Annotated in this window: 1 protein-coding gene; it reads left to right on the top strand. The window is 48.0% G+C overall.

The window, feature by feature from the left end:
• On the top strand, window positions 1-1085 hold a 1085-nt coding region (locus HP552_RS01275), incomplete at both ends, for a TraB/GumN family protein (protein WP_175393908.1).

Below are 1085 nucleotides of genomic sequence, written 5' to 3'. Positions count from 1 at the left end.
CTCGCTTCTGCTGCGCCGGCCATGGCTGCACCTCAAGGGACTTCCGTTAAAGTCAACGACCAGGCAGTGGAGTACACTGTAGGAGCACCAATTAATAATAAGGGAACTACATTGGTTCCGCTTCGCTCCACACTTGAAGCCATGGATGTTAAACTGACGAACGCAGCAGATGACACTATCACGGCTGTGGTGGATGGCAAAACGATTACACTTAAAAGTAAACTTACACGCATTAATGGCGTAACATATGCACCGATCCGTATCGTTGGTGACGCTACAGGTTACGAAGTAAACTGGGATGCGAAGACCCGCACAGTGCTGCTTGTCTCCAAGGGAACTGAAACTGCCGCAAAAACGGGTAGCCGCGGATTCATGTGGGAAGTGGAAAGCAACGGTAACACGGTATATCTGGTAGGCTCCATGCATATTGCGGACGATAGCTTCTATCCATTGCCTGAGGAGTTTGAAGAGGCCTTCGCTGAATCGGATTTTCTGGGCGTAGAGGTTGATGTAAGTAAAGGGGCTGACGAGGCACAACAACGGTTGGTTCTGGATCTGGGAACTTACAAGGATGGAACAACATTGAAGGATCATGTTTCAAGCGAGACGTACACCAAGCTGGGGGATGTTCTCAAGAAAAACGGACTGGAGCCTAATGCACTGGATGCATTCAAGCCCTGGGTTGTAGAGAGTACACTTGCCAGCCTGAAAGCGGCGACGGCCGGATATGAGGCTTCAGCGGGAGTGGATCTATATTTCATTCAAAAGGCGATCGAACGTAAACTTCCGGTTATCGAACTGGAGTCTTACGAGTCCCAACTGGGCATGTTTAACGACTTCTCGAAAGAATTGCAAGAAGAAACGCTGAGTGCAACACTGGATAACTTCGATGTATTGGATAGCAGCGTAGACCAAATGGCTGAGATGTGGAAAACGGGTAACGACGAGCAGTTGTTAGACTTCACTAATAACTTCTCTGATAACGAGGAGTACAACAAAGCAATGCTGATCGACCGTAACATTGGCATGGTTGACAAGATCGATGGATATTTGAAGAGCGACAAGAAAGAGGAGTACTTTATCGT

The sequence above is a fragment of the Paenibacillus xylanilyticus genome, assembly GCF_013359935.1.
Classification (GTDB): domain Bacteria; phylum Bacillota; class Bacilli; order Paenibacillales; family Paenibacillaceae; genus Paenibacillus; species Paenibacillus xylanilyticus.
The sequence above is the reverse complement of the archived record's forward strand: the minus strand, read 5'-3'. Positions and strand labels throughout refer to the sequence as shown.